19 protein-coding genes and 1 pseudogene are annotated in these 19,011 nt (G+C 64.3%); 6 read left to right on the top strand and 14 right to left on the bottom strand.

Annotated elements, in window-relative coordinates; translation table 11 throughout:
* Positions 1–220: 220 nt before the first annotated feature.
* Positions 221–1,231 carry an NADP-dependent oxidoreductase gene (locus ACETPF_RS06180; protein WP_373933460.1) on the bottom strand — a complete coding sequence of 337 codons (1,011 nt, stop codon included), beginning with the start codon at positions 1,229–1,231 and terminating at the stop codon, positions 221–223.
* A 74-nt stretch (positions 1,232–1,305) separates the two neighbouring features.
* Between ACETPF_RS06180 and ACETPF_RS06175 the strand changes: the two genes are divergently transcribed.
* Positions 1,306–2,109, top strand: a complete 804-nt coding sequence (locus ACETPF_RS06175) for a ThuA domain-containing protein (RefSeq protein WP_373933458.1) — start codon at positions 1,306–1,308, stop codon at positions 2,107–2,109.
* Here ACETPF_RS06175 and ACETPF_RS06170 read toward each other — a convergent pair.
* Positions 2,100–3,419 (bottom strand): aromatic ring-hydroxylating oxygenase subunit alpha, encoded by a 1,320-nt coding sequence (locus tag ACETPF_RS06170; protein ID WP_373933457.1) that lies wholly within the window; start codon positions 3,417–3,419, stop codon positions 2,100–2,102. The two genes, ACETPF_RS06175 and ACETPF_RS06170, sit on opposite strands and share 10 nt — an antisense overlap.
* A 92-nt stretch (positions 3,420–3,511) precedes the next feature.
* Here ACETPF_RS06170 and ACETPF_RS06165 point away from each other — a divergent pair, with 92 nt between their 5' ends.
* From ACETPF_RS06165 to ACETPF_RS06155, 3 genes are all read left to right on the top strand, one after another.
* A complete protein-coding gene (locus tag ACETPF_RS06165) occupies positions 3,512–4,216 on the top strand; it encodes a TetR/AcrR family transcriptional regulator (protein WP_373933455.1) in 705 nt (234 codons plus the stop codon).
* Positions 4,217–4,290: 74 nt separating this feature from the next.
* Positions 4,291–5,055, top strand: a complete 765-nt coding sequence (locus ACETPF_RS06160) for an SDR family NAD(P)-dependent oxidoreductase (RefSeq protein WP_373933454.1) — start codon at positions 4,291–4,293, stop codon at positions 5,053–5,055.
* Complete coding sequence (locus ACETPF_RS06155) at positions 5,055–5,855, top strand: SDR family NAD(P)-dependent oxidoreductase (protein ID WP_373933452.1); 801 nt, start codon at positions 5,055–5,057, stop codon at positions 5,853–5,855. The genes ACETPF_RS06160 and ACETPF_RS06155 overlap by 1 nt, the downstream gene beginning before the upstream one ends.
* 6 nt (positions 5,856–5,861) lie before the next feature.
* On the opposite strand, the gene ACETPF_RS06150 is transcribed toward ACETPF_RS06155, so the two are convergent.
* The 8 genes from ACETPF_RS06150 to ACETPF_RS06115 all read right to left on the bottom strand — a co-directional run bounded on the left by ACETPF_RS06150 (position 5,862) and on the right by ACETPF_RS06115 (position 13,689).
* Entirely contained in the window at positions 5,862–7,262 is a 1,401-nt protein-coding gene (locus tag ACETPF_RS06150) for a dihydrolipoamide acetyltransferase family protein (RefSeq protein ID WP_373933451.1), read from the bottom strand.
* A gap of 5 nt (positions 7,263–7,267) precedes the next feature.
* Positions 7,268–8,284 carry an alpha-ketoacid dehydrogenase subunit beta gene (locus ACETPF_RS06145; RefSeq protein WP_373933450.1) on the bottom strand — a complete coding sequence of 339 codons (1,017 nt, stop codon included), beginning with the start codon at positions 8,282–8,284 and terminating at the stop codon, positions 7,268–7,270.
* A 17-nt stretch (positions 8,285–8,301) separates the two neighbouring features.
* Positions 8,302–9,264: a thiamine pyrophosphate-dependent dehydrogenase E1 component subunit alpha gene (locus tag ACETPF_RS06140; RefSeq protein WP_373933449.1), complete on the bottom strand. Its 963-nt coding sequence runs from the start codon at positions 9,262–9,264 to the stop codon at positions 8,302–8,304.
* Between the two features lie 25 nt (positions 9,265–9,289).
* Complete coding sequence (locus tag ACETPF_RS06135) at positions 9,290–10,498, bottom strand: acyl-CoA dehydrogenase family protein (RefSeq protein WP_373933448.1); 1,209 nt, start codon at positions 10,496–10,498, stop codon at positions 9,290–9,292.
* A complete protein-coding gene (locus ACETPF_RS06130) occupies positions 10,499–11,644 on the bottom strand; it encodes a thiolase family protein (protein ID WP_373933447.1) in 1,146 nt (381 codons plus the stop codon).
* A gap of 6 nt (positions 11,645–11,650) precedes the next feature.
* Positions 11,651–12,055 carry a Zn-ribbon domain-containing OB-fold protein gene (locus ACETPF_RS06125; RefSeq protein WP_373933446.1) on the bottom strand — a complete coding sequence of 135 codons (405 nt, stop codon included), beginning with the start codon at positions 12,053–12,055 and terminating at the stop codon, positions 11,651–11,653.
* Between the two features lie 119 nt (positions 12,056–12,174).
* Complete coding sequence (locus ACETPF_RS06120) at positions 12,175–12,825, bottom strand: Ros/MucR family transcriptional regulator (RefSeq protein ID WP_373933445.1); 651 nt, start codon at positions 12,823–12,825, stop codon at positions 12,175–12,177.
* Between the two features lie 165 nt (positions 12,826–12,990).
* Positions 12,991–13,689, bottom strand: coding sequence for a pirin family protein (locus ACETPF_RS06115; RefSeq protein ID WP_373933444.1), 699 nt, complete (start codon positions 13,687–13,689; stop codon positions 12,991–12,993).
* Between the two features lie 155 nt (positions 13,690–13,844).
* Here ACETPF_RS06115 and ACETPF_RS06110 point away from each other — a divergent pair.
* A pseudogene (locus ACETPF_RS06110) lies at positions 13,845–14,048 on the top strand (helix-turn-helix domain-containing protein); the annotation flags it as partial.
* Here the strand turns inward: ACETPF_RS06110 and ACETPF_RS06105 are convergent.
* Positions 14,001–14,126: a hypothetical protein gene (locus ACETPF_RS06105; RefSeq protein WP_373933443.1), complete on the bottom strand. Its 126-nt coding sequence runs from the start codon at positions 14,124–14,126 to the stop codon at positions 14,001–14,003. The pseudogene ACETPF_RS06110 and the gene ACETPF_RS06105 sit on opposite strands and share 48 nt — an antisense overlap.
* Positions 14,127–14,215: 89 nt before the next feature.
* Here ACETPF_RS06105 and ACETPF_RS06100 point away from each other — a divergent pair, with 89 nt between their 5' ends.
* The gene (locus ACETPF_RS06100; RefSeq protein ID WP_373933528.1) at positions 14,216–15,958 is read left to right on the top strand and encodes an AMP-dependent synthetase/ligase; all 1,743 of its coding nucleotides are present in this window, start codon (positions 14,216–14,218) and stop codon (positions 15,956–15,958) included.
* A gap of 4 nt (positions 15,959–15,962) precedes the next feature.
* Here ACETPF_RS06100 and ACETPF_RS06095 read toward each other — a convergent pair whose 3' ends face one another.
* The 3 genes from ACETPF_RS06095 to uvrB form a co-directional block, all read right to left on the bottom strand.
* Entirely contained in the window at positions 15,963–16,283 is a 321-nt protein-coding gene (locus tag ACETPF_RS06095) for a HigA family addiction module antitoxin (protein WP_373933442.1), read from the bottom strand.
* A complete protein-coding gene (locus tag ACETPF_RS06090; protein ID WP_373933441.1) occupies positions 16,255–16,539 on the bottom strand; it encodes a type II toxin-antitoxin system RelE/ParE family toxin in 285 nt (94 codons plus the stop codon). The genes ACETPF_RS06095 and ACETPF_RS06090 overlap by 29 nt, the downstream gene beginning before the upstream one ends.
* A 124-nt stretch (positions 16,540–16,663) precedes the next feature.
* Positions 16,664–18,847, bottom strand: coding sequence for an excinuclease ABC subunit UvrB (gene uvrB, locus ACETPF_RS06085; RefSeq protein ID WP_373933440.1), 2,184 nt, complete (start codon positions 18,845–18,847; stop codon positions 16,664–16,666).
* Between the last annotated feature and the right edge of the window lie 164 nt (positions 18,848–19,011).

Here is a 19,011-nt window from a genome sequence, read left to right as displayed (position 1 = left end):
CTCCCCTCAACGCTTGGCGCTCTTCCCGTGGCGCCGTTGCATGACTGCGCCAGTCTGCGCGAAACGCGTCCTTTATTTGCCTGTGACTTTAGACAGGTCGGTTCGATTCCGGCACGGACTATGGAAAACAGGACACAGGGGGAGCCCGACATCCGGTGTGGCGATCGGCGGACCTCGCTTGCCGCCAACCGGGCAAGCAGCTAATCGCCGTCCAGCCCCCTCACGCCAGCTTCAGGATCATCTTCCCTTCGTTGCTGCCGTCGAACAGCCGCAACATCGCCGGCAACGCCCGGTCGATCCCTTCCTCGATATGCTCGTCATAGAGGATCGCGCCTTCGCCTGCGAGCGCCGCCATGGCGCGCGTGCCTTCAGGAAAGCGATCGACATATTGGCTGATGAGATAGCCCCGCATCGTCGCCGTCTTGACCAGCAGCTGCCACACGTTGCGCGTGCCATAAGGCGCGCTGTTATATTCGGAAATCAGGCCGCATATCACCACCAGTGCGCCCGGATTGATCCGCATCAGCGCCGCGTCGAGGCACATGCCGCCGACATTCTCATAGACGAAATCCACCCCATCCGGCGCCGCCTGCCCGATCGCCTCGGCCAGCGCGTCGGCATCCTTGCCGCGATAGTCGATCGCCGCATCATAGCCGTAGCGCTGGGTCAGCTTCGCGCATTTGTCTGGCCCGCCGGCAATGCCCACCGTCCGCACGCCGCGCCGCTTGGCGAGCTGCCCCACCAGCGATCCCACCGCGCCCGCCGCCCCGCTCACCAGCAATGTCTGCCCGGCGCGCGGCTGCATCACATCCTCGACCCCGAACCAGGCGGTCAGCCCGACTGCGCCCGCGACCGACAGATAGGCGGTGGGGAAGGGGACAGCGCTCACGTCGATGGGATGGGTGAACCCGTCGCCGCGCCCGACCGAAACCTGCTCTATCTTGTTCAATCCCATCACCCATTGGCCCGGCGCGAAGCGCGGATTGCGGCTCTCCTCGACCACGCCGATGGTCGACGCCCGCACCGCATCGCCGATGGGCACCGGTGGCATGTAGTTGCCCCCCGGCTCCAGCCAGCCCCGGATCGCCGGGTCGATCGAAGCATAATGGTTGCGCACCAGAAATTCGCCCTCGCCGATCGCCGGCAGCGGCTCGTCCACCAGCCGGAAGTCGCTCTTTTTGGGCAAACCCTGCGGCCGCGCGGCCAGGATGAAGCGGCGGTTCATGGTCATGGGGCCTCGTCCTTTCATTTTTTACAGTTGGCCGCGAAACGCCGCCGCTGCACACTGGTGGAAAGGAGAGGCTCATGCCCGTTATCCACCACCATGCCCGCCTCAATGTCCTTGTGTCGGTGCGCGGCCATCCGTTCGACCGTACCGCCTTCGACGCCATGTTTGAGGCGATGGAGGGCGTCAGCGCCACCATGGTGGATCAGCCCGCCGCTGCCCGGCTCATGAACCCGGACGGGATGCGCGGGTTCGACGCGCTGCTGCTCTACGACATGCCCGGCCTGGATTTCGAACATCCCACCGACCGTCCCGGCATCGTCTCGCCACCGCCGGAGCTGAAAGAGGGGCTGCGCGCGCTGTTGGAGCAGGGGACCGGCGTCGTCGCGCTTCACCATGCGCTCGCCGGCTGGCCGGACTGGCCCGAATATGCCGAATGGCTCGGCGGCCGCTTCCTCTACATGCCGGCGCAGGTGCGCGGACGCCCTTGCCCTGACAGCGGCTATGCGCACGACATCGCCTATGACGCCATCAATGTCGCGCCCGATCATCCGGTCATGGCCGGCATTCCCGCCCGCTTGCCCATGCGCGACGAACTCTATCTCGCAGAAATATTCGCCGACCACGTGACCCCGCTGCTGCGCGCCGCTGCGCCCTTCACCGCCGACCGTTTCTTCAGCCCGCAGCATGCGCTGGCCGGGCGGATGCACTGCAATGACGGCTGGGATCATCCGCCCGGCAACGACCTCATCGGCTGGGCTAAGCAGGCGCTCAGCGCCCGCCTCGTCTATCTCCAGCCCGGCGACGGTCCTGCGGCCTATGATCAGCCCGACTATCGCCGCCTCGTCCGCAACGCGCTCTTCTGGGTCGCGCGTCAGTCGTGAATGCCGCAGACGTCGTTCAGTTTCTCGTGGAAGAACTGCACGCGCTTCTCCTGATTGGACAGGATGCCCCCGCGAAAGCCGCGCGAATGCAGCCCCAGTTGTTGCCCCGTCGCCACCGAAAGATCCTGGTCGGCGACGACGCCCAGCGACTTTTCGCCAAAGACGATATGCTCGCGATCGACCGGCTCCAATGGCGTCGGGCCATTGGGACCGATCACCACGCCCGTATCGCCGATCGGATGCGCCATGAACCAGTGGTCGAAGATGCAGCGCTCCGGGTCGGTCGGATGCGGCTCTGACCGCAATAGCTGCACCCCGTCCGGCCACATGGTGAAGGTGATGTTGGGCCACAGGGTGAAGTGGAAATAATCGACGATCTCGGTGTCGCCCATCCCCGCATAATGGGCGTAGCCCTTCTGCGCGCCGAGCTTGCGCTTCTGCGCCGCGATCGCCGCACGCGCCGCCATCGCATTGCCTTCATAGGCTTTGGGGTCCAACTCCCAATATTCCAGCGCCTGCGCCAGCGGCAGGTCCAGCACCTGATGCGTGGGATAGCGTGCGGACGGCTGCAATCCCGGCATCCGCATCATGTTGTGCCCGGTCTCGGCGAAGATCGCGAAGTCGCAATCGGCAAGTTGGTCGTTGATGACCGTTTTGATCTCCGGGTGGAGCGTCGGCAGATGATAGCTCTCGTTGAAATTGTCGCGCACGATCTTCCAGTTGCACGGCACGTCCGACGTCACCGCATAGACGCGGGTCATCTTCTCCATCTGCCATTGCGCCAGCCGGTCGTGCACCGCAGCACCCAGCCAGTCGCGCAGCGGCGGCGCATCCCGATCCATATTGAACCACACGAACCCGCCCCACACTTCGCAGCGAATCTCGGTCAGCCGGTGCTTTCCGCACGGATTGCCGCCGGGGAAATCCTCGGGATCCTGCACCTGCGCCAGCGCGCCGTCCGGGTCGTAGCGCCACCCATGATAGCCGCATACCAATTGCGGCGCGCCGCCCACTTCCGTCCAGGCGAGGCGGTATCCGCGATGCAGGCACGCATTGTAGAAGGCGCGGACCGATCCGTCCGCCTGCTTCAGCATCACGACTGATTCGCGCCCCAGATTATGCGTCAGGAAGTCGCCGGCATCGATGAGGTCGACGGCCATGCCGCCCACATGCCAGACTTTCGTCCACACATTGTCCCATTCGGCATCAGCCCAGCGCTTGGAATAATAGCGCTCGCCCGTGATCGGATCGCCCCGCACCGGCGGGTCATAGTCCGCGATATGGCGGCTCATGAAAGTCTCGACGCTCATAGCCCTCTCCGACAGAATTTTGTTTGAACGATCGACCAAAAACTATCATGTGCTTGCGGGGAGTCAACAAGTCGGACACAATCGGAACGCCGATGGAAACCAACCTATCAGAAGTTGCAGGTGGCCGGTCCAAGCGCCCCAAGGCCGATCGCCGCCGCGCGCCGGAGACCGGAGCGCGCATCCTCGATGCCGCCGAAATGCTCTTTTCCTGGCGCGGCTTCTATGGCGTGTCGCTGCGCGAGATCGCGGCGGAGGCGGGGGTGCAACTCGCGCTCACCCATTATCATTTCGGGTCGAAGGAAAGCCTGTTCAGCGCCGTCATCGAACGCCGCGCCGCCGATCACGCCGCCCGCATCGAAGCGGCGCTTGTCGATGCCAAGACGGTCGAGGGCAGCCGCCGCGATCGGCGCGAAGCGATCTTGCGCGCGCTCATCGCCACCATCGTCGATCGCGCGCTGCGCGGCGGGCCGGGCTGGAAAAACTATGTCCGCCTGCTCGCCTTCGTCGCCAACCATCCGCAGGAGGAGGACTATGTCTCCCCCTTCCGCACTCATTATGACCATGTGATCCAGGATTTCGTGGAAGCGCTCGCCCGCCTCCACCCCGAAATGGCGCGGCTCGACGTGCAATGGGGCTTCTTCTTTTTTCAGGCCGCGACCACGCATATATTGGTCGAAAGCGGAATGCTCGACCGGCAATCGGGCGGCGCGCTTCACTCGTCGGACCTCGATGCGATGGCTGATCGCATGGTGCCCTTTTTTGCCGCCGGTTTCCTGGGGCTGGGCGCGGCCGACTGACCTGACAGAAAGCCGAGTTTGGCGCAGCCGCCCGCTGCCTTACCCTACCGCCCGACAAAAGCGAGAGGACGGCAATGGCAGGGCGGCTGGACGGCAAGGTAGCGGTGATATTGGGCGCATCCAACCCGCAGAGCATGGGCGCGGCGACCGCGCGCCGCTTCGCCGCAGAGGGCGCGCACCTGATCCTCGCCGCCCGGCGCGCGGAGGCGGTGGCGGAGGTTGCCGCTGCGCTTGGCGCAAGCGCCCAAGCCTGCGACATCGTCCAGGAGGATCAACTCGCCGCCCTCGCGCGAACGGCGATCGACCGCCACGGCCGGCTCGACATCGCGGTCAACTATGCAGGCGTCGAATCCGGCGGCCCCCTCCTTGAAACCACCGCCGACACCTTCCGTCAGGCATCTGAGGTGCATTTCGTCGGCACCGCCCTCTTCATCAAGCAGATGGCGCTCGCCATGGGGCAGGGCGGTTCGATCATCACCGCCTCATCCCTCACCGCGCTGGTGCAATCGCCCGGCCTTTCCGCCTATGCCGCGTCCAAGGCTGGGGCTGACACCCTCGTCCGTATCGCCGCCAACGAGCTTGGCGAGCGCAACATCCGCGTCAACAGCATCGCGCCAGGCTTCACCGAAAGCGCCATGACCGCCGGCTGGTTCGCGATGGACGCGGTCAAGCGCGCCTTCCTCAAGGAAATCCCGCTCGGCCGCTTCTCCACGGTCGAGGATATCGCCAACGCCGCGCTCTGGCTCGCCAGCGACGAGGCTTTCATCACCGGGCAGGTCATCGACATCACCGCTGGCCAGTCGCTCCGCCGAACCCCCCGCGCGGAGGAGTTCGTTTGATGGCCCGGCTGGCGGGCAAACGCGCCCTCATCGTCGGCGCGGCGGGCAGGGACAATATGGGGCAGGCGATCGCCCGCCGCTTCCTTGCCGAAGGGGCGCAGGTTGCCGTCGCCGGGCGCAGGCGCGACGCGCTCGACGCCTTCGTCGCGGAAGCAGGCGGCATCGCCGTCGATTGCGACTTCACCCATAAGGCGTCGATCGACGCGATGGTCGCCGACACCGCGCAACACTTAGGCGGCATCGACATCGCCGTCAACGCGACCGGCTGGGGCCTGCTCAAACCCTTCCTCGACACGACGCCCGAGGAATTGGACGCGATGGTCGCGCTGCAACTGCGCGGTCCCTTCCATTTCCTCCAGGCGCTGATCCCGGTCATGGGCGGGCAGGGCGGTGGGTCGATCATCCAGATCAGCTCGGCCACATCGACCATCATGTTCCACGACCACGACGCCTATATGGCGACCAAAGCGGGCACCGATCATCTTGTCCGCAGCGTCGCCAACCAGTTTGGCGAACGGGGCATCCGCATCAACAGCATCTCGCCCGGCGTCACCGAAACGCCGATGACCGCCGAAGCTGCTGCCGTTCCGGGCGTCATGGACGCCTTCGTCAAGGGCTATCCGCTCGGCCGCTACGGCACGCCGCAGGATGTCGCCGCCGCCTGCGTCTGGCTGGCGAGCGACGAATGTTTCATGACCGGCGAAAATCTCCAGGTGAACGGCGGCCTCACCTTGCGCGGCAACCCGACCAAGGCCGATATCGAAGCCTCCGTCGCCGCCGCCGTGGCGCGGCAGGGCTGACGGGGCCTACCCCGTCAGCAGCGCCGGTTCCTCGATCAACCCCTTCAGCGTCCGCATGAAGTCCGCGCCGACCGCGCCGTCGATCGCGCGATGGTCGCAGGACAGCGACAGTTTGACGATCGTCGCGAATGCGAGCGCGTTGCCGATCTCCACCGGCCCGCGCATCCCAGCGCCAACCGCCAATATCGCGCCCTGCGGCGGATTGATGATCGCGTCGAACTGGTCGATGCCATACATGCCAAGGTTGCTGACCGAAAAGCTCCCGCCCTGAAACTCCTCGGGCTGCAATTTCCCGGTCCGCGCCTTGTCGGCCAGCGCCTTCACCTCGCGCGAGATAGCCGCCACCGACAGACGGTCCGCCCCTTTGACGATCGGCGTGATCAGTCCCTTGTCGGTCGCCACCGCCACCGCGATGTCGGCGCTGGCGAAGCGATGGATCTCATCGCCATGCACCTGCACATTGACATCGGGATGCCGCGCCAGCGCCAGCGCGCAGGCCCGCACAATATAGTCGTTGATGCTAGGCGCTTCGCCAGTCGCCGCCTTGGCCTGCGCCCGCAGCCCGAGGATCGCGTCGATCCGCACCTTGGAGCGTAGATAGAAATGCGGGATCGTCGCCTTGCTGTGGCTCAACGCCTTGGCAATGGCCTTGCGCATCGGGGACATACGGACGATCTCCGCTGCCCCCGCCACCGGCGCGGCAAAGGAGACGGCCGGCTCTGGTGCCGGCGCGTTAACGAGCGCCAGCACATCCGCCTTGCAGATGCGCCCCTTGGGGCCGGTGCCGCTAACCCCGCTCAGGTCGACGCCATGCTGCACCGCCAGCCGCTTGGCGAGCGGGCTGGCGAACAGCTCGCCCAACGCCCCGCCGACGGGCGCGATGTCCACCGCCGGCCCGCCGACGGACACCGGCGGCAGGCTCGCCTGCTGCACATCCTGGAAGGTGATGCGCCCGCCCGGCCCCGATCCGGCAATAGCGTTCACATCCATGCCATTCGCCTCGGCAAAGGCGCGCGCCGCCGGGCTGATCAGCGCGTCCTGCGCCACCGTCACCTTGGGCGCTGCTGCCGCGGCATCCGGCGCGGGAGCCGTCACTGGCTTCGCCGCGCCCGGCTTGTACCCTGCGATAAAGCTGTCCAACTCGCTGTTCACCGGCTTGTCCTCCGGCCCGGCCAGCACTGCGATCAGGTCGCCGACCGCATAGGTCTCGCCTTCCTTCGCGATCAGCCGCGCGAACTGGCCGTCCGCTTCCGCCTCCACCTCGTTGGTGATCTTGGCGGTCTCGATGAGCGCCAGCAGGTCGCCCTTCCTGAACGGTGCGCCCTCGCGCACCTTCCATTCGGCGACTACGCCCTCGGTCATCTCGATGCCCCATTTGGGCATGGCGAATGCGCGCAAATTGCTCATCGCGCTTACCCCCGCCGCCATGACATGAGCTTGACCGCGCCGGCCATGATCTTCTCGGGCGAAGGCAGATAGGCCGCCTCCAGCTCGCGCGCGAAGGGCACCGGGCTGTGCGGCGCGGTCACCATCTCGATCGGCGCCTTGAGCGAAGCGAATGCCTTTTGCGCCACCAGCGCCGACAAGTCGGTCGCGAACGAGCAGCGCGGCGGCGCTTCATCGACGATCAGCAGCCGCCCGGTCCGCTCGACACTATCCAGGATCGCCTCCTCGTCCAGCGGGCTGGTGGTGCGCAGGTCGATGAGGTCGCAGCCAATCCCATCCTGCGCCAGTGCGCGCGCCGCCTGCTCGGCCCGCGCGACCATCATGCCGGTCGCCAGGATCGTCACATCGTCGCCCTGCGTCACCTGTCGCGCATGGCCGAAGGGGATGAGATACTCGCCATCGGGCACTTCGCCGCTCACCGCGTAAAGGAATTTATGTTCGAGGAAGATCACCGGATCATCGTCGCGGATCGCCTGCGTCAGCAGCCCCTTTGTGTCCGCCGGGGTGGAAGGCATCACGACCTTCAGGCCCGGCATGGCGGTCACGAACTGGTGGATCGACTGGCTGTGCTGGGGCGCGGCGTTGTATCCGCCGCCATAGGGCATGCGGATCACCACCGGGCATTTGGACTTGCCGCCGAACATGTAACGGAACTTGGCGACCTGGTTCCAGATTTGGTCCATGCACACGCCAATGAAGTCGGCGAACATGATCTCGGCGATGGCACGCTTGCCGGTCAGTGCAGCGCCCGCCGCCGCGCCGATGATCGCACTTTCGCTGATCGGCGTGTCGATCACACGGTCGGGACCATATTTGGCCCAGAGGCCTCCCGACGTGCCCCATATGCCGCCGATCGCCTCCGGCCCGCCCGGCGCGCCATTGCCGCCGACGATGTCCTCGCCCAGCATGATGACATTCTCGTCGCGCGCCATTTCTTCATCGATCGTGTCGCGAATGACGTCGCGGATCATTTTAACTGCCATGTCCGATCCTCCCGGCGTCAATAGCTGATATAGACGTCTTCCAGGACGTCCTGCGCTGTCGGTTTGGGCGCCGTCTTCGATTCCGCCACCGCCCGGTCGATCAGCGCCGCCACCTCGGCGTCCACCGCATCCAGCGCCGCCCCATCGAGCAGCTTCGCTTCGGTCACCTTGGTGCGGAACGTCTTGAGGCAGTCGCGCTCCTCGCGGATGCGGTCCAGTTCGCCCTCGCCGCGATAGCGCTGCGGATCGCCTTCGAAATGGCCGTAGAAGCGTTCGCAATCCAGTTCGATCGAGGCTGGGCCATTGCCCGCCTTGCAATAGTCGATCAGCTCGCCGATCGCCTGATGCACGTCGAAGAAATCAATGCCGTTGGCCTTCACCGCCTTCATGCCGAACGCAGCCGATCGCGCTGTCATGCTCTCCGCGCCCACCGCATAGGCTTCGCCGGTATGTTCGGAATAATGGTTGTTTTCGAACACGAAGATCACTGGCAGCTTCAGCACCACCGCCATGTTCATCGCCTCGAACGTCGTGCCCTGATTGCACGCCCCGTCGCCCGAAAAGGCGATCGAGACGGTGCCGTTGCTCTTGGCGCTGATCCCTGCGCCAACCGCGATCGGCGCGCCCGCGCCGACGATCCCGTTCGCGCCCAGCATCCCCACGCCCACGTCTGCGATATGCATGGAGCCGCCCTTGCCCTTGCACAGGCCGTCGCGCGATCCATAGATTTCCTTCATCATCGCCACCACGTCGCACCCCTTGGCGATGCAGTGGCCATGGCCGCGATGGGTGGAGATGATATAGTCGGTCGGCCCCAGATGCTCGCACACCCCGACGGCGCAGGCTTCCTGCCCGGCATAAAGATGGGTGAAGCCGGCAATCTCGCCCAGCGCGATCTCGTCGTGCAGACGTTCCTCGAACAGGCGGATCGTCTTCATCTGGCGATAGGCCCGGATCAGGGCTTCTCGGCTGAGTTGCATCTCTCTCTCCTGTCTGGCCGGCGCGTCAGAGGCCCAGCACGGTCTTGGCGATGATGGTGCGCTGGACTTCGTTCGTACCACCGAAAATGGTCCAGGCGAGACTGTTGAGGTAGCGCGGCGCGGCGATCTGCGCGCCTTTGCTATGGCGCGGCGGCGGCGCGTCGTTGCCGTACAGTGGCCGGCGCGGCTCCAGCTCAAGACCCGCATAGCCGTAGAGCCGCATCGCCATCGCATCGACCTGCTGGCGCAGCGTGGAGGCGATCATCTTCGACAGCGATGTCTGCGGTCCCGGCGGCAAGCCCTTGGCCATCTCGGCCAGCACCCGCAATTCGGTCATTTCCAGTGCCTGCGCGGTCAGTTCAATGCGGGCCAGGTCGGTCATGAAGCCGATATCGTCGGCCATCGTCCCGCCATGCCCATCCGGCTCGTCCCCCGCGCATGCGCGCAGCTTGGCGATATCAGACAGCAGCTTGGGCGCATGGCACGCCCCGCCGCGTTCGTTTTCCAGCAGGAATTTGGCGATGGTCCATCCCATGCCTTCCTCGCCCACCAGATTGTCGAGCGGCGCGATCACCTCGTCCAGATAGACTTCGTTGACCTCATGGTCGCCGGCCAGACCCCGGATCGGCCGCACCTCGACGCCCGGCTGGTCCATGTCGACCAGGATGAAGCTGATCCCGGCCTGCGCCTTGGCCTGCGGATCGGTGCGAACAAGACAGAATATCTTATTGGCGTGGTGCGCGTGGGTCGTCCACAGCTTGCGCCCGTTGATGACATAATGGTCGCCGCGCCGTTCCGCCCGGCTCTTGAGGCTGGCGAGGTCCGATCCCGATCCCGGTTCGGAAAAGCCCTGACACCAATAGTCGCTGCCGTCGAGAATGCGGGGCAGCAGGCGCGCCTTCTGTTCCGCCGTCCCGAAGCGGCAAAGTACCGGGCCGAGCAGTTTGAGGCTCAGCACCGGCAGGCTCGGCGCATTGGCGAGCGCGCATTCCTTCTCGAAGATGTACCGCTGCACCGGCGTCCATCCCGTCCCGCCGCATTCGACCGGCCAGTTATAGGCGAGCCAGCCCTTCTCGTGCAGGATACGCTGCCACTCCTGCCCGATATCGGGTTCCACGAACACGCCGGGCGTCGCGGCCATCCCTTCGCGCAGAGGATCGGGCAGATGAGCGTCGAGGAAAGCACGCACTTCCTGTCGGAAGGCTTCGTCCTCGGGAGTGAAATGCAGGTCCATCTATCGTTCCAATATGGTGACGCCGGAAATGCCGGGCGCACCATAGACATGGGTATATCCGACGCGCGGATTGCCCGGCACTTGCCGGCCATTCCCGGTTCCGCGCAGTTGCACGACATTCTCATAGACTTGCCTGAGGCCCGACGCGCCGATCGGCTCCCCGCAGGCGAGGCAGCCGCCGTCGGTGTTGATCGGCAGCCGCCCGTCGATCCGGGTCCAGCCCTGCGCCAGCCACTCCTCCTGCTCGCCATCCTTGCAGAAGCCGTTTTCGGCCATGTGCATGATCTCCGCGCCGGATTCGGTGTCCTGCAACTGCGCGACGTCGATATCCTCGGGGCCGATCCCCGCCATCTCGAACACCGCCGCCGACGCCAGCAAAGTGGGCGCGCCGCCACGCTCGATCGACAGGCTGGGCGAAAACACCTCGAACGACCCGGGCGGGCGCGTGCGCGTCACCGCCGCCTTGATGCGGATGTCGGCGCGGCCCAGTTCGCGCGCCTTCCTCTCGGACGCCAGGATCAGCGCCACGCCACCCTCGGCCGGCGAACAAAACATATATTTGGTCAGCGGGTCGGAAATCATCTGGCTCGACAGGATCGTCTCCAGATCGACCGGATTGCGCCGCCAGGCGTGGGGCGCATGGACGCCATTGTCGAACGCCTTCTGCGCCACCCGCCCCAGCGCCATCGGGGTGATGCCATGCTGCGCCATATAGCGTTGCAGCTTCATCGCGAAGAATTGCGTCGTCACCATCATGCCGACTTCGCCATACCAGTCGGGCAGGCTATATTCGGCCGGCATCGCATTGAACGCGCCACGCGGATGCTTGTCATAGCCAAAGGCGACGCCAAGATCGTACTGGCCCGAAGCGATCCCCTGCCATGCTCCGATCAGCGACGATCCCCCGGTCGCACAGCCGTTGCGGACATTGATGATCGGGATGCCGGTCAGCCCCATCTCGTTGACGATCGTATCCGCCCCGCCCGCGCTGTCCGATCCGCCGAAGCCGAATTGCAGGTCGCGCCATTCCAGCCCGATCTCGGCCAGCGCCTGGGAAATCGCGAACGCCCCCTGCTGCAACCCCGAAAGCCCATCGGTCCGCCCGAAAGGATGGATGCCGATGCCCACGATGAATACGGCGGCCATCGCGCCTTAGCCCTCCACCGGACGGAAGGCGAAGCTGCGCACGCTGCGTCCTGCATCATCGGTGGTGAGTGGCACCAGCACCGTCTCCATCTCCATCCCGATATGCAGCGCGTCGAAATCGACATCGACGAACGGCGCTTCCACGATCACCGCGTCGGGCAGTTCGACATAGCCGAGCGCAAAGGGGGTAAAGTCTGCCGGCCCGGCATAGGGCGGGGTCTTGGGGCGGAAGCGCTGCACCGTCCAGGACCAGAGCCGGCCTCGGTGCGGCAGCAGGATGGATTCATAGGCGGCATTGCCGGCGGGGCGGGGGAAGCGGATCTCGCCCGTGTCGCGATGCCGCCCGCCGATCAGCGCCGGGCGCGGCTCGGCGACGAACAATCCTTCGGCGATGTCGACAACTTGCCCCATGGGCGGCGCTCTCCCTTTCGTCGGTTTTGACTATGGGAAGACGTGGGCCTCATGGCTTCTGTAAGAAAGCATAGGTTCGCCGGGCGGGAGCGGTTTGCCGCCCCCGCCCGGCAAACATATCAGGCGCCCGGTTCGGCCTCGCTCGGCTCTGCCGCGGCCTTGCGCCGTCCGCGCTTCGGCTTCTCGGCCTCGCCCTGAGGCGCGGCGATCGACAGCTTCTTGCGCGCGCTCTTTTGCGCGGCATCGACCTTGGGGCGACCCCGCGTCGGCTTGGCGGCTGCGGCTTGCTGATCCGCTGCGGCGGCAGGTTTGCGACCGCGCTTCGCCGGCGTCTTTGCAACCGGTGCAGCCTCCTCGCTCGTCGCAGCCGTCCGCTTGCGGCCGAGGCCCAGCCGTTCGGCCACGGCGCGTCGTGTCGCCGAATAGGCAGGTGCGACCATTGGATAGGAAGCGGGAAGGCCGTAACGCTCCCGATATTCCTTCTCATTCAAGCCGTGAGACGCAAGATGCCGCTTCAATGTCTTGTACGGTTTGCCGTCGATCAGGCTGATAATATGCTCGTCCGACGCCAGGCTTTTGCGAATCGACACGGCAGGAACATGCTCGGGCTCTGCCGGCGGCGCGGGGGGACTGACGTCGTCGGTCAGGGCCGCTCGCGTCGACTTGATAAGGTCTGCCAGTGATTCGCTGGATACCGTATTGTTGGAAACAAAGGCGCTTAGAAGCTGAACGGTCAACGCGGTGACGTCAGCGGTCTCATTATCTGCCATGTCTTACGACCCCTCATATGGAAGAGACGCACGGTCTGGACTGTTATGGCATATTTGTAAATTGCTTTTAGGGTGCCGCCAACAGGTGCATATGTTCAAGCGCAATGCTTATTTGGCCTTACAATGTCGAAGACCCGTCTTGCAGGACGGGTCTTCTTTGGCAAATTACGCAGCATCAACCAGAACGATCTCGCTATCCTCGATAGCGGTCACGCGAATGACCTCCATGTCACTGATCGCCGCGCCGTCACGCGCATTGATCCGCACATCCTCGATCTCGATCGCGCCGGTCGCGGGCACCAGATAGGCTTTGCGGTCGCGCCCGATCGGATAGTCGGCCGTTTCCCCGGCCTTCAGCGTCGCCGCCACCACTCGCGCATCGGTGCGGATAGGCAGCGCGTCATTGTCATTGTCATAGCCCGACGCCAGCGTGACGAAATGGCCGGAGCGATCATCCTTGGGAAACGGCCGCGCGCCCCAGTTCGGTGCTTCGCCGTCGCGGGTAGGAATGATCCAGATTTGGAAGATTTTCGTCGTCACATCCTCCAGATTATATTCAGAGTGGCGGATGCCGGTGCCCGCGCTCATCACCTGCACGTCGCCGGCTTCGGTGCGGCCCTTGTTGCCCAGGCTGTCCTGATGTGTGATGGCGCCTTCGCGAACATAGGTGATGATCTCCATGTCGCGATGCGGGTGCGGCGGAAAGCCGGTCTGGGGCGCGATCGTGTCGTCGTTCCAAACGCGCAGATTGCCCCAGTGCATCCGGGCGGGGTCATGATAGCCGGCGAAGGAAAAATGATGCTTGGCATCGAGCCAGCCATGGTTCTCGCCGCCCAGGCTGTCGAAGGGACGAAGTTCGATCATCATAGGTCTCCTCAGATGGAGCGGCGAAGGCCGCCCGCTTGACGACCCATTTAGAGATCGCGCGCTTTCCTGTTCAGGGGGATAAAATTGGTGAAAATGTTCTATAAAATTGAACAGCGGACAATTCCGCCTCCTCGACCTGCGATCGGCTTCGCATCGTTCACGGCATCGTCGACACCGGCAGCTTCGCCGGTGCCGGACGTAAGCTCAACGGCGCGGTTTCGATGATTAGTTACGGCATCGCAAATCTCGAGGCGCAAACCGGCCTTACCCTGTTTGATCGGAAGGGGACGCGGGAGGCCGTCCTTACCTTAGCCGGCCTCGCCCTGCTGGCCGATGCGCACGGCATCGGACTGGGGGACGTATAGCGTCGTGTCCCCATCGTCCTGATCGCCCCGAAAGTCATGGCCGATACGCCGGGGCGCAGTTATAGCCATCGCTATTCATGGCATGCGCGAAAGACGCGCCGGACGGTTATAGGAGTCGAGCTTTGCAGGCGATCGAGCAGTTTCCCAATCTCGTCACCATGTTCTTCGCGCGGGCCGCTGAAAAGCGCGGCGCGCCGTTCCTGTGGCGCAAGGTGGCGGGAGAATGGCAGCCGCTGAGTTGGGCCGAGGTCGCGGGGCAGGTGGCGTCGCTGGCTGCGGCGCTGAAGGCGAAAGGGCTGCGGCCCGGCGATCCGGTCATGCTGGTGAGCGAGAACCGGCCCGAATTCTGCATCGCCGATCTTGCGATCATGGCGGCGGGCTGTGTCACCGTACCGACCTACACCACCAACACCACGCGCGATCACCAGCATATCCTGACCGACAGCGGCGCGCGGGCGGTAATCGTTTCGACCGCCAAGCTGGCGCAGCAGCTGATGCCCGCTGTGGTGCGTTCGCAGGCGAGCTTCGTCATCGGCATGGAGCCGCTACGGGGCGCGCAGGGCACATGCGCCTGCCATCTCTGGAGCGAACTCATTGCCGCACATCCGGCAGATGTGGACGCCTCCGCCGCCGCACAGACGGCGCAGCGGGGCGACCTTGCGTGCATTATCTACACCAGCGGCACTGGCGGGGCACCGCGCGGGGTGATGCAGCATCACGGCGCCATCCTGCTCAACTGCGAGGGCGCGGCCGCCATTGTTAACGAGGATTTCGGTGTGGGGGACGAGGTGTTCCTTTCCTTCCTGCCGCTCAGCCACGCCTATGAGCATAGCGGAGGCCAGTTCCTGCCTATGCTGCTGGGCGGACAAATCTACTATGCTGAAGGGCTGGAGAAGCTCGCTTCCAATATCGAGGAGACGCGGCCTACCATCATGGTCGTCGTGCCGCGCCTGTTCGAGGTGCTGCGCGCGCGCATCATCAAGGCGATCGAGAAACAGGGCAAGTTGCCCGCCTATCTGCTGGGCCAGGCGATGCGGATCGCGGCGAAGGAACAGGCTGGCAAAGGCAGCATTTTGGACAAGCCGATGAAGCTGCTGCTGTCGCGAACGCTGGTGCCGAAGATCAGGGCGCGCTTCGGCGGGCGGATGAAGGCGCTGGTGTCGGGCGGCGCACCGCTCAACCCGGACGTGGGCCTGTTCTTCGACGCGATGGGCCTGACCCTGCTCCAGGGTTACGGGCAGACCGAGGCGGGGCCGGTCATCAGCTGCAATCGCCCGAGGGCCGGCATTGCAATGGAAACGGTCGGCCCGCCGCTCGACGGGGTGGAGGTGCGGATCGCCGACGATGGCGAGATCCTCGTGCGCGGCGAGCTGGTCATGCACGGCTATTGGCGCAACCCGGCGGAAACGGAGAAGGCGCTCAAGGATGGCTGGCTGCACACCGGCGACATTGGCGAGTTCGACGCCAAGGGACGCATCCGCATCACCGACCGCAAGAAAGACCTGATCGTCAACGACAAGGGCGACAATGTCTCACCCCAGAAGGTCGAAGGGATGCTGACGCTTCAGCCCGAGATCGGGCAGGCGATGGTATATGGCGACCGGCGGCCGCATCTGGTGGGGCTGATCGTGCCCGACGCCGAATGGACCCGCGAATGGGCGGCGGCGCAGGGCGTGAACCCTGAGCAGGCGGTGGCCGACCCCGCCTATATGGCGGCGCTGCGCGCGGCGGTGGACCGGGTGAACGACGACCTGTCGGTGATCGAGCGCGTCCGCCGCTTCATCCTGGCGGATGAGGGGTTCACGATCGAGAATGAGCAGATGACGCCCTCAATGAAGATTCGGCGGCACGTGATCCGCAAGGTGTATGCCGAGCGGCTGGATGCGCTGTATAAGGGGTGAGGGATCAGGCGGCGCGGGGAACGATGCGGTTGAGATCGTCCTTCAGCGCGCGCTTGGCCTCAAGCAATTCGTAGTCGATCTGCAGGCCGAGGAAAAAGCCTTCGGACATGCCGAAGTAGCGCGCCAGCCGGAGGTCGAGGTCGCCATCCATCGGCCGCTCGCCGTCTATCACGGTTTCGACTCGATCGGTCGGTAAGCCGATCGCTCTTGCCAACTCTGTTGCCGACAGGCCCAGCGGTTCCATGAATTCGAGCCACAACATTTCACCGGCATGGGCGTTATGCAGCCAATCAGGATTATCGGTAGTGGTTGGTGATTTCGACATTGTGCGCGTGTCCGTCATTCCAGACGAAGCATATACGCCATTGCATGTTGATGGAAATCGAATGTTGTCCCGCGCGGTCGTCGCTCAGCGCATGAAGCCGATTGCTGGGCGGTACGCGCAGATCGTCGAGCGTGCGGGCGCGATTGAGTAACTTGAGCTTTTGGAGCGCGCGATCCTGCATATCGGCCGGACGTTTCCGGCTCCGTTCACCGTTCCATATTTTCTCGGCTTCGGTATCGGCGAAGGAGCGGATCATGGCTGCGTTCCTAAAAGTGGGCAGCCCCTTATGAATCGCTAATTGAATCCTACTGCAACAGTAATTTGCGGGCCTTTTATCACTCGCATCCGTGATGACACCCGACTCACGGACGCCATCAAAATTACCGCCCGAACTTCTTCTGCACCTTCCCGTATCGCAGCTTCCGCGTGCCCGGCTTCCCCTCCGTCGCCCGACCCCTCGGCGCCGCGACTTGCTGCTCCACTGGCAAGCCCAGCTCTTCCGCCTCCAATTTGCGAATTTCGTCCCTGATCCGTCCCGCCTCCTCGAACTCCAGGTCGGCGGCGGCGGCGCGCATCTTCTTTTCCAGATCCTCAATATAGGCGCGCAGATTGTGGCCGACCATGTGGGGGCGATCGTCCAGCCCCGTGTCGACCGTGACCTGATCCTTAGACGCCACATGAGCGATGATGTCGCCGATATTGCGCTTGATCGTGGTCGGAGTGATTCCGTGAAGAGCGTTATATTCTTGCTGCTTCTCGCGCCGCCGCGACGTTTCGTTGAGCGCGCGTTCCATCGAACCGGTGATGCGGTCGGCATAGAGGATCACGCGCCCTTCCACGTTGCGCGCCGCGCGGCCGATCGTCTGGATGAGCGAGGTTTCGGAGCGCAAAAAGCCCTCCTTGTCCGCGTCCAATATCGCGACCAGCCCGCACTCGGGAATGTCCAGCCCCTCGCGCAGCAAATTGATGCCGATCAGCACGTCATAGACGCCGAGCCTGAGGTCGCGGATCAGCTCGATGCGCTCCAGCGTCTCCACGTCGCTGTGCATGTAGCGGACCTTGATCCCAGCCTCGTGCATGAACTCGGTCAGGTCTTCCGCCATCCGCTTAGTCAGCGTGGTGACGAGTGTGCGATAGCCCTGTGCCGCCACCTTGCGGCATTCGTTGATCAGGTCGTCGACTTGGTCCTCGACCGGCTTGATCTCGACCGGAGGGTCGATGAGGCCGGTGGGGCGGATCACCTGTTCGCTGAAGACGCCGCCGGTCTGCTCCATTTCCCACGGGCCGGGGGTGGCGGAAACGCTCACCGTCTGCGGTCGCATCGCGTCCCACTCGTTGAAGCGCAGCGGACGGTTGTCGATGCAACTGGGCAGGCGAAATCCATATTCAGCGAGCGTGATCTTGCGCCGATGGTCGCCACGCGCCATCGCGCCGATCTGCGGCACGGTCTGGTGGCTTTCGTCCACGAACAGCAGGGCGTTTTCGGGCAGATATTCGAACAGGGTCGGCGGCGGCTCGCCGGGCAGGCGGCCGGTCAGGAAGCGGCTGTAATTCTCGATGCCCGCGCATGAACCGGTCGCCGCGATCATCTCCAGGTCGAAATTGGTGCGCTGCTCCAGCCGCTGCGCCTCCAGCAGCTTACCCTCCGCGACCAGTTCCTTGAGGCGCTCGGCCAGTTCAAAGCGGATCGCCTCCATCGCTTGTTTCAGCGTCGGGCCGGGGGTGACGTGGTGGCTGTTGGGAAACACCTTCACATAGTCGAGGCTGGCGATCTTCTTGCCGGTCAGCGGATCGAACTCGACGATGTCCTCGATCTCGTTGCCGAAGAAGCTGACGCGCCAGGCGGTGTCCTCATAGTGGGACGGGAAAATCTCCAGATTGTCGCCCTTCACGCGAAAATTGCCGCGCGCGAAGCCCGCGTCGTTGCGCTTGTACTGGAGCGCGACCAGTTTGCGGATGATCTCCCGTTGATCCTCGATCCCGCCTTTCTTCATCGAAAAGGTCATGGCCGAATAGGTCTCGACCGACCCGATGCCGTAAAGGCAGGAGACCGACGCCACGATGATGACGTCGTCCCGCTCCAGCAGCGCGCGGGTCGCGGAATGGCGCATCCGGTCGATGCTCTCGTTTACCGAGCTTTCCTTCTCGATATAGGTGTCGGACCGCGGGACATAGGCTTCGGGCTGATAATAGTCGTAGTAGCTGACGAAATATTCGACGGCGTTCTCGGGAAAGAAGCTCTTGAATTCGCCATAGAGCTGCGCCGCAAGGATCTTGTTCGGGGCAAGGATCAGCGCCGGTCGCTGCATCGCCTCGATCGTCTTGGCCATGGTGAAGGTCTTGCCGGAGCCCGTGACGCCCAGCAGCACCTGGTCCCGCTCGCCCGCCCGCGCCGCCGCCACCAATTCGGCGATGGCGGTCGGCTGGTCGCCCGACGGCTCATAATCGCTCACTAGTTTGAAAGCGCGCCCGCCCTCGCTCTTCTCCGGGCGCGCGGGACGGTGGGGGACGAAGCTTTGCCCGGTTTCCGGTTCGGACAGGTCGGTGCGGATCTGAATGGCCATGGGGGAGAATATGGGAGGTGCCACCTCAGCCGCAACATCTTTGAGGTCCGTCCTAGCGTTTGGCTTCAGCGCTTATGGCCATTGTGTCCGAGATATACTGCAATAAACCTATGTTAGTGCGCAAAAAACTGAAGCATGACGGTCACGGGTCGCCATCTTTCCGA

This window comes from Sphingobium agrisoli, from assembly GCF_041877245.1.
Lineage (GTDB): Bacteria > Pseudomonadota > Alphaproteobacteria > Sphingomonadales > Sphingomonadaceae > Sphingobium.
Note: the sequence above shows the minus strand (reverse complement) of the source record. Positions and strands in the feature narration are given on the sequence as shown.

What these genes read in the sequence shown, in the direction of transcription:
- uvrB (WP_373933440.1), bottom strand. Translation starts at nt 18,847, where the DNA reads ATGGCCATTCAGATCCGCACCGACCTGTCCGAACCGGAAACCGGGCAA.
- ACETPF_RS06145 (WP_373933450.1), bottom strand. Translation starts at nt 8,284, where the DNA reads ATGGCAGTTAAAATGATCCGCGACGTCATTCGCGACACGATCGATGAA.
- ACETPF_RS06120 (WP_373933445.1), bottom strand. Translation starts at nt 12,825, where the DNA reads ATGGCAGATAATGAGACCGCTGACGTCACCGCGTTGACCGTTCAGCTT.
- ACETPF_RS06125 (WP_373933446.1), bottom strand. Translation starts at nt 12,055, where the DNA reads ATGGGGCAAGTTGTCGACATCGCCGAAGGATTGTTCGTCGCCGAGCCG.
- ACETPF_RS06180 (WP_373933460.1), bottom strand. Translation starts at nt 1,231, where the DNA reads ATGACCATGAACCGCCGCTTCATCCTGGCCGCGCGGCCGCAGGGTTTG.
- ACETPF_RS06160 (WP_373933454.1), top strand. Translation starts at nt 4,291, where the DNA reads ATGGCAGGGCGGCTGGACGGCAAGGTAGCGGTGATATTGGGCGCATCC.
- ACETPF_RS06135 (WP_373933448.1), bottom strand. Translation starts at nt 10,498, where the DNA reads ATGGACCTGCATTTCACTCCCGAGGACGAAGCCTTCCGACAGGAAGTG.
- ACETPF_RS06150 (WP_373933451.1), bottom strand. Translation starts at nt 7,262, where the DNA reads ATGAGCAATTTGCGCGCATTCGCCATGCCCAAATGGGGCATCGAGATG.
- ACETPF_RS06165 (WP_373933455.1), top strand. Translation starts at nt 3,512, where the DNA reads ATGGAAACCAACCTATCAGAAGTTGCAGGTGGCCGGTCCAAGCGCCCC.
- ACETPF_RS06175 (WP_373933458.1), top strand. Translation starts at nt 1,306, where the DNA reads ATGCCCGTTATCCACCACCATGCCCGCCTCAATGTCCTTGTGTCGGTG.
- ACETPF_RS06090 (WP_373933441.1), bottom strand. Translation starts at nt 16,539, where the DNA reads ATGATCCGCTCCTTCGCCGATACCGAAGCCGAGAAAATATGGAACGGT.
- ACETPF_RS06155 (WP_373933452.1), top strand. Translation starts at nt 5,055, where the DNA reads ATGGCCCGGCTGGCGGGCAAACGCGCCCTCATCGTCGGCGCGGCGGGC.
- ACETPF_RS06105 (WP_373933443.1), bottom strand. Translation starts at nt 14,126, where the DNA reads ATGGCTATAACTGCGCCCCGGCGTATCGGCCATGACTTTCGGGGCGAT.
- ACETPF_RS06115 (WP_373933444.1), bottom strand. Translation starts at nt 13,689, where the DNA reads ATGATCGAACTTCGTCCCTTCGACAGCCTGGGCGGCGAGAACCATGGC.
- ACETPF_RS06170 (WP_373933457.1), bottom strand. Translation starts at nt 3,419, where the DNA reads ATGAGCGTCGAGACTTTCATGAGCCGCCATATCGCGGACTATGACCCG.
- ACETPF_RS06140 (WP_373933449.1), bottom strand. Translation starts at nt 9,264, where the DNA reads ATGCAACTCAGCCGAGAAGCCCTGATCCGGGCCTATCGCCAGATGAAG.
- ACETPF_RS06100 (WP_373933528.1), top strand. Translation starts at nt 14,216, where the DNA reads ATGTTCTTCGCGCGGGCCGCTGAAAAGCGCGGCGCGCCGTTCCTGTGG.
- ACETPF_RS06130 (WP_373933447.1), bottom strand. Translation starts at nt 11,644, where the DNA reads ATGGCCGCCGTATTCATCGTGGGCATCGGCATCCATCCTTTCGGGCGG.
- ACETPF_RS06095 (WP_373933442.1), bottom strand. Translation starts at nt 16,283, where the DNA reads ATGTCGAAATCACCAACCACTACCGATAATCCTGATTGGCTGCATAAC.